Source organism: Caulobacter sp. P1_B12_2 (assembly GCF_056406675.1).
Window position 1 is genome coordinate 1 of the sequence record NZ_JBFTZS010000274.1, and the last position, 6450, is coordinate 6450.

A 6450-nucleotide genomic window follows, 5' to 3' on the forward strand; every position below is an offset into this window, starting at 1 on the left:
GGCCAGGGCGAGGGCCTGCGCCAGCCGGTGCACGCCGACGACCTGGCCGGGGGCGCGATCGCCGCCGGCCAGGCCCCGGCCGCCCGGGACAGGGCCTACGACCTGGTCGGCGGCGAGACCCTGACCTATCGGGTGATGGCCGAGCGAATCTATGAGGGCCTGGGTCGCCGGCCGGCGATCCTGCCTCTGCCCGTCTGGCTGTTTCGTCTGCTGCTGACCCTGGCCAAGCCGTTCTATCCAGGCGCCACGGCGACCATGGGCGACCGCATGGCCCAGGACCTGACCTTCGACGACGCCCCGGCGCGGCGGGACTTCGGCTGGGCGCCGCGGGATTTCCGGCCGAGGTTCTGAGTTCGTTTTTCGTTGTCATCCCGGACGGAGCGCGCAGCGCGAAGATCCGGGACCGACGCCTGAGCTCAGCGCTTCCGGCGGTCCCGGATAACGGCTGCGCCGTTTCCGGGATGACAAGATTTGAGAGTCGCCGCGCCTAAGCGTCGCTCAGCACCATGGCGAACGGGACCTTCTCGCCGTCCTTGTCGACATAGCCGCTGACCAGCTTGTGGTCGGGATCGAGCACGCCCAGGTCGACGTCCTCGGTCGGGAACATCACCACGCGGCGCTCGCCGATGCAGATCAGCAGCTCGTAGCCGTCATAGGCCCGCTGCGACATGGCCTTGAGCCGCGAATAGTAGGGCTCGCGCGTCCAGGACGCCGGCTTGCCCGGATCGACCACCACGTTCAGCCGCTTGCCGTCGCGGTCGGGGTACATCAGGAACCCGGCCTTGTCGGGCCGCCAGGCGGCGTCCAGCCGCTCCGAGGTCAGCCACAGGCAGTGGAAGCCCCGGCAGGCCTGGGGGCGGGCCTCGTATTCGCCGCATCCCGAGCCCTTGCGGAACACCCCGCACCACTGGCCGGCCGGCTTGGCCAACTCGCTGATCTGCAGGACCTTGCAGCACATGCCGCAGTCGCCGCACGACTTGGACGGGGCGGGGGCGGAGATGGGGATCGCTTCGCTCATGCCGGGATCTCGCGCACCAGGCCCTGGTCGATGTCGCGATCGGGCAGGATCGTGAAGCCGCGCCGTCCGACCAGGACATTGAGGGTCAGGCCGTCGGCCGCGCCGCGTGCCGCCCAGGCCTTGAAGGTTTCGTGGAAGGGCGCTTTGCGCCAGGCGTCGGGCGTCGACGGATCGACCTCCACCACCAGGGTTCGGCCCTCGTTCTCGCGATGCAGCACGAAACGCGCCCGGTCCGGCCGCCAGCGGTCGTCGAGATTGGGCGCGTTCAGCCAGTAGCAGGCGTAGTCGGCGCAGGCCTGGGGCCGGTCGGCGTAGATCCCGCAGCCCGCGCCCTTGCGGTAGTGGCCGCACCAGGCGTGCGGGGCCTTGTTGATGGCGGCCACGCCCATCAGCTTGCAGCACATCCCGCAGTCGCCGCAGGTCCTGGCCTGTTCCACCGTCCCTCGCCCCGTAATCGTCCGGAGACGGATTTATCGCGGTTTCGTGACGGTTTTTCGCGTGTCCGGGGACATGCCCTCGCGGCGTGGCCCCATGTTCAAGCACCGAGCCTGCGGTTGGGGACACGCCGCAAGGGCATGTCCCCGGCTCAAGTCTCGCTCCACACCGCCAGCTCGTTGCCGGACGGGTCGGTGAAGTGGAAGCGGCGGCCGCCGGGGAAGCTGAAGATCGGCCTGGTGATCGTCGCGCCCGCCGTCGTCACCTTGGCCAGCATCGCTTCGATGTCATGGGCGTAGAGCACCACCAGCGGCCGGTCGGTCGAGCCTTCCTGCGGGGTGCAGAACCCGCCGTCCGCGCCCTGACCCTCGAAGGCCGCGTAGTCGGGACCGTAGTCGGTGAAGGCCCAGCCGAAGGCGGCCGTGTAGAAGGCCTTGGTGGCCGGCAGGTCGCCGGCGGGCCATTCGATATAGTCGATCTTGCCGTCTTCGCGCATGGTCGCGGCCCCTCCGTTGTTCTTCTTATGTTCTAGAGCGCCGCTATGGCAGAGTCCAGACACTGGTGCGCTTGACGGCCATGTCCTCCAACTCCCGCGTGGTCGGCACCTGGTACTCGGCCAGCTTCACCAGCCCGGCCTTGGGGAAATAGGTGCGGCCGGGATCGCCGATCAGCACGCTGGCCCCCGCCGCGCGGCCCTGGCCCAGCCAGGCCATGACGGCCTCCGCCATCGGCCGTTCGTAGCAGATGTCGCCGGCCAGCAGCACGTCGACGGCGGGAGGCGGGGCGTCCAAAAGATCAACCTCGGTGAAGGCGACCTCGACCCCGTTGGCCGCCGCGTTCAGGCCGATCGCCGCCTCGCAGAACACGTCGATGTCGGCGGCCAGCACGCTGGCCGCGCCGGCCTTCATGGCGGCGATCGCCACCAGGCCGGAGCCGGACGCGAAGTCGATCACCCGCTTTCCGGAAACGATCGCGGGATTGTCGAGGATGTAGCGCGCCAGGGCCTGGCCGCCGGCCCAGGCGAAGGCCCAGAACGGCGGCGGCAAGCCGATCTCGACCAGCGCCTCCTCGGTCATCTTCCAGATCGGGGTGATTTCATCGGCTAGATGCAGCGACAGTTCGGGCGTGTGCGGCGGGGCCTGGAGACGCGTGTTCTCCAGGATGAAGGCCCGGCGGCCGGTCAGGGTCTGGTCGATGCTGGAGACTTTCATGTCGGCGAAGCGACAACCGAAGGTTCTTGACGAACGGCCTCAACCGTTTAGCGATTGGCTGCGGCCAAGCTTGTAGGCCGCTGTTCCGTTTTGGGGGGAATACCATGAAGTTCGACACCCGGCTCGCCGTTCGGGCGGCCCTGCTGACCTGCGCCGCATTCAGCCTCGGCGCCTGCGCCACCGTCACCCGCGGCTCCAGCCAGGCCTGGACCGTCGAGACCACGCCAGGGGGCGCGGCCGTCAAGACCACCACCGGCTTCAAGTGCGACGCCACGCCTTGCACCTTCAAGATGAAGCGCAAGAAGGAGTTCGACGTCACGATCACCAAGGCCGGCTACAAGCCCTACACCACGAGCGTCACCAACCAGATCGGCGGCAAGGGCGGGGCGGCTTTGGCCGGCAACGTACTGGTCGGCGGCCTGATCGGCCTCGGCGTCGATGCGGCGACCGGCGCCAGCAAGGACCTGACGCCCAACCCGCTGAAGGTCACCCTCGAGCCCGACGCCAAGATCGCCGCCGCGACCCCGACGGCTCCGGCCAACTAGGCCTGCTGGGCGGCGGCCGGCGCCCTGCCGGACGCCGCCTTCAGCACCGACAGATAGCCGGGCGCGGTCAGCATGCCGCCCGTCAGGCCCTTTTTCACCAGCAGCCTATGCGCCTTGGGCAGGTTCCAGCACGGCATGTGCATGAACAGGTGATGCTCGGCGTGGAAATTGACGTGATACGGCGCGATCAGGGCCCGCTCGATCCAGTTGGCCGAGGTGGTGCGGGCGTGGCGGAACGGGTCGGGCTCGTCCTTGGCCACCAGCGCATGCTCGGCGATGTTGCGCAGCCGGGTGACCAGCGGAAACCAGGTCGCCATCGGCACGATCCATAGGGCCAGCCAGGTCCACCACAGGCCCGCCGCGCTCAGCACGACCAGCAGGCCCAGGTTCCACAGCAGGAACGGCCCCTGCCGCGCGACTTCGCCGCTGAACACCGCGCCCTTGGGCTGATCGCCCTTCAGCTTGCCCAGCAGCGGACCGAACCGCTGCTTGAAGAAGGTCTGGCCGGTCAGGTCGCGGACGATCTTGCGACGCAGAGAGGCGCGGGTCGTCGGGAACGGCGCCGACAGGATCAGGTCCGGGTCCTCGGCCTGCTGGGCGTATTTGTGGTGGGTCAGGTGATAGGGCCGATACTTGGCCAGCGAAGCGCCGGTGGGCGCGGCGCACAGCCATTCGCCGACCCAGTCATTGACCTTGAGGTTGGGGTGCAGCCCGCCGTGCGCGGCCTCGTGCATCAGGATGGCCAGGCCCAGCTGGCGGGCGCCGATCAGCATCACCGCCAGGAGGTAGGTCAGGGGATTAGGCCAGATCACGAAGACCGCCCCGGCCGCGACGATCACCGCCCAGGCGTGGGCCACCATCAGCAGGCCCTTCCAGGACGAGCGCGCCGACAGCGGCGCCCACTCCTGGGGCGTGAACAGTTCCTGCGGCTTGATGCGGGACGCGACGGCCATGGAACGATCATGCCACATTCAGCGTCACGCTTACAGAATGACCCGACGTCACACCGCCTCGGAGACCGCCATGCGCCTGCTGCTGACCGCCCTCGCCCTGACCTTCGTCACGCCCCTGGCGGCGATCCCCACCGCGTCCTTGGCCGCCAGCTACGACTGCGCCAGGGCCCGGGCTCCGGACGAGAAGGCGATCTGCGCCTATCTGCCCCTGAACGACAAGGATGTGCGGATGGCGGTGCTCTACGACATCAACAAGCGCACCCTGGCCATGGGCGGCCGCGGAGCGATGCAGGACGACCAGCAACAGTGGCTGCGCGACCGCCGCAAGTGCGGCGCCAACCGCGCCTGCCTGACCCGCGCCTACGACCGCCGGCTGGACGAGCTGGACCGGAGCATGGAGCGGATCTATCGCAACGGGCCGTTCTGATCCTCGCCCTTAGAACCCCGGCGGCTTCCACATCCCCGCCGCCAGGGCCAGGAACAGCACGAAGCCGACCTGGGCGTTGGACTTGAACAGGGCCAGCGCCCCGACCGGGTCGTCGACCCGCACCCGGGACGCCTGGCGCGACAGATGGACGGCGACCAAGGCGGCCAGGGGCAGGAACAGCGGCCCCAGGTCGCCGACCCAGGCCGCGGCGATGACCAGCACGAAACAGGCGACGTAGAAGCCCAGAACGCCCATCTGCACATGCTCGCCCAGCCGGCGGGTCGACGACTTCACCCCGGCCAGGGCGTCGTCCTCGATGTCCTGGATGGCGTAGATCGTGTCGTAGCCCAGGGTCCAGAACAGGCCCGAGGCGTAGAGCAGGACGGCCGGCCAATCCAGTCGGTGCGTGGCCGCCGCATAGCCCAGCAGCGCCCCCCAGTTGAAGGTGAGGCCCAGCCAGGCCTGCGGCCACCAGGTGATGCGCTTCATGAACGGATAGGCCGCGACCAGGCCCAGGGACAGCACGCCCAGGCCGACGGCCAGCCAGCCCAGGCACAGCAGGATCCCGAAGCTGACCAGGCAGCAGCCGATCAGGAACGCCCAGGCCTGTTTGACGGTGATCAGGCCGGCCGGGATCGGGCGCATCGCCGTGCGGCTGACCTGGGCGTCGAAGTCGCGGTCGACGATGTCGTTGAAGGCGCAGCCGGCCGCCCGCATCAGGGCCGCTCCGACGAAGAAGGCGATCAGCAGCCACGCATTGGGCCACTGGCCCTTGCCGGCCGCCGCCAGGGCGATGCCCTGCCAGCCAGGCAGCATCAGCAGCCAGATGCCCGCCGGCCGGTCGAACCGGCCCAGCTTCAGCCACGGCCGCAGGGCCGGCGGCGCATGGCGGTCGACCCAGTTGCCGGCGGCGGCGTCGGGCAGGATGGCGGTTTCGGGAGAACTCATGGCCAAGGCTTAGCGCCGGGCTCCCGCCTCGCGCAACCATGCCGAAGTTTCAGCATAGAGCTTTCCAATCTCGTTCCGAAAAACGATCAATTGGATTGATCGGACGGCGGCGAGCAAGGTGTGTCCAGCGAAACGGCGGTCCCCCTCCCGGCGTTTCGCGGCCCCAGGCGGGCCGCCGCTTCCTCCCCCCAGCGCGGCGGCCCGCCTCCATCGCTTCGAAAGGCCTCCGCCATGACCCGCTCGCCCTACGCCGACTTGGTCGACCGCCTGGAAGCCTGGACCTTGCTGGCCCTGGGCCTGGCCGCGGGGATCGTGCTGCCCCATCCCGTCACCACCGCCCTGTGGACCGCCGCCGCCCGCGCCTTCGAGCGGGCCGGCGACGTCGGCATGGTGGCGCGCCTGACCTCGGGCGCCAAGTTCGGCGGCCGCATTCGCGCCAGCCTGCGCGGCGACAGGCTGAGCCACCTGCGCTTCGCCTAGACGCGCGGCGCGATCGGCAGGACCAGGGCCAGGCCCAGGATCAGCAGGCAAGCTGCGACATAGGCCAGCAGCCAGGCGGCGGCGGTGATCCTCGCCAGTCCGGGACGGTCGATCCTCATGGGCCTGCGCTCCCGCCGGACAGGGTTATGGACGGCCGGTACATTGATACCGGCCAAGCTGGCTCCGCCATCGGGAGTTCCCCTAGTTTTCTCGGGTGAAACCCCGAACTGAATTTTGCCCCGACGGCGATCCCTTGCCCCCTACGGACCGCTTCGCGGTCGTCTTCCCCCACAGGGGGAAGAGGTGTGCGGTGCGGCGTCCTCCGCCCCCATGGGGGCGGACAGACCGCGAAGCGGTCAGGTGGGGGCAAGGGGGTGTGATCCCACGCCAGAAGCTGTGAGCTGATCGGAAAGGGTCGCGGAGCGCCGGACAC

General features: G+C 69.3%; 10 protein-coding genes and 1 pseudogene. 4 read left to right on the forward strand and 7 right to left on the reverse strand.

The genetic code is table 11. The features are described 5' to 3' along the window. Positions 1 to 351: pseudogene (locus AC1DZ6_RS16445) on the forward strand (epimerase); the annotation flags it as partial. Positions 352 to 487: 136 nt separating this feature from the next. Here the strand turns inward: AC1DZ6_RS16445 and AC1DZ6_RS16450 are convergent. The 4 genes from AC1DZ6_RS16450 to AC1DZ6_RS16465 all read right to left on the reverse strand — a co-directional run bounded on the left by AC1DZ6_RS16450 (position 488) and on the right by AC1DZ6_RS16465 (position 2664). After that, positions 488 to 1018, reverse strand: coding sequence for a YkgJ family cysteine cluster protein (locus AC1DZ6_RS16450; protein ID WP_477098221.1), 531 nt, complete (start codon positions 1016 to 1018; stop codon positions 488 to 490). Further along, positions 1015 to 1455: a YkgJ family cysteine cluster protein gene (locus AC1DZ6_RS16455; RefSeq protein ID WP_477098222.1), complete on the reverse strand. Its 441-nt coding sequence runs from the start codon at positions 1453 to 1455 to the stop codon at positions 1015 to 1017. Before AC1DZ6_RS16455 ends, AC1DZ6_RS16450 begins: the two co-directional genes overlap by 4 nt. Positions 1456 to 1604: 149 nt before the next feature. Continuing rightward, the gene (locus tag AC1DZ6_RS16460; protein WP_477098223.1) at positions 1605 to 1949 is read right to left on the reverse strand and encodes a VOC family protein; all 345 of its coding nucleotides are present in this window, start codon (positions 1947 to 1949) and stop codon (positions 1605 to 1607) included. A 43-nt stretch (positions 1950 to 1992) separates the two neighbouring features. Beyond that, a complete protein-coding gene (locus tag AC1DZ6_RS16465; protein WP_477098224.1) occupies positions 1993 to 2664 on the reverse strand; it encodes a class I SAM-dependent methyltransferase in 672 nt (223 codons plus the stop codon). 104 nt (positions 2665 to 2768) lie between these two features. Here AC1DZ6_RS16465 and AC1DZ6_RS16470 point away from each other — a divergent pair, with 104 nt between their 5' ends. Continuing rightward, positions 2769 to 3209 carry a PEGA domain-containing protein gene (locus AC1DZ6_RS16470; RefSeq protein ID WP_477098225.1) on the forward strand — a complete coding sequence of 147 codons (441 nt, stop codon included), beginning with the start codon at positions 2769 to 2771 and terminating at the stop codon, positions 3207 to 3209. On the opposite strand, the gene AC1DZ6_RS16475 is transcribed toward AC1DZ6_RS16470, so the two are convergent. Further along, complete coding sequence (locus AC1DZ6_RS16475; protein ID WP_477098226.1) at positions 3206 to 4162, reverse strand: fatty acid desaturase family protein; 957 nt, start codon at positions 4160 to 4162, stop codon at positions 3206 to 3208. The two genes, AC1DZ6_RS16470 and AC1DZ6_RS16475, sit on opposite strands and share 4 nt — an antisense overlap. Before the next feature lie 37 nt (positions 4163 to 4199). Between AC1DZ6_RS16475 and AC1DZ6_RS16480 the strand changes: the two genes are divergently transcribed. Continuing rightward, on the forward strand, positions 4200 to 4589 hold the full coding sequence (locus AC1DZ6_RS16480; protein WP_477098227.1) for a lysozyme inhibitor LprI family protein: 390 nt from the start codon (positions 4200 to 4202) through the stop codon (positions 4587 to 4589). Positions 4590 to 4598: 9 nt separating this feature from the next. Here the strand turns inward: AC1DZ6_RS16480 and ubiA are convergent, their stop codons facing one another. Continuing rightward, positions 4599 to 5537: a 4-hydroxybenzoate octaprenyltransferase gene (ubiA, locus tag AC1DZ6_RS16485; RefSeq protein ID WP_477098228.1), complete on the reverse strand. Its 939-nt coding sequence runs from the start codon at positions 5535 to 5537 to the stop codon at positions 4599 to 4601. A gap of 231 nt (positions 5538 to 5768) precedes the next feature. On the opposite strand from ubiA, the gene AC1DZ6_RS16490 reads away from it, so the two are divergent. Continuing rightward, positions 5769 to 6017 carry a hypothetical protein gene (locus AC1DZ6_RS16490; protein WP_477098229.1) on the forward strand — a complete coding sequence of 83 codons (249 nt, stop codon included), beginning with the start codon at positions 5769 to 5771 and terminating at the stop codon, positions 6015 to 6017. Here the strand turns inward: AC1DZ6_RS16490 and AC1DZ6_RS16495 are convergent. Further along, positions 6014 to 6136: a hypothetical protein gene (locus tag AC1DZ6_RS16495; RefSeq protein ID WP_477098230.1), complete on the reverse strand. Its 123-nt coding sequence runs from the start codon at positions 6134 to 6136 to the stop codon at positions 6014 to 6016. The genes AC1DZ6_RS16490 and AC1DZ6_RS16495 overlap by 4 nt on opposite strands. Positions 6137 to 6450: the final 314 nt, after the last annotated feature.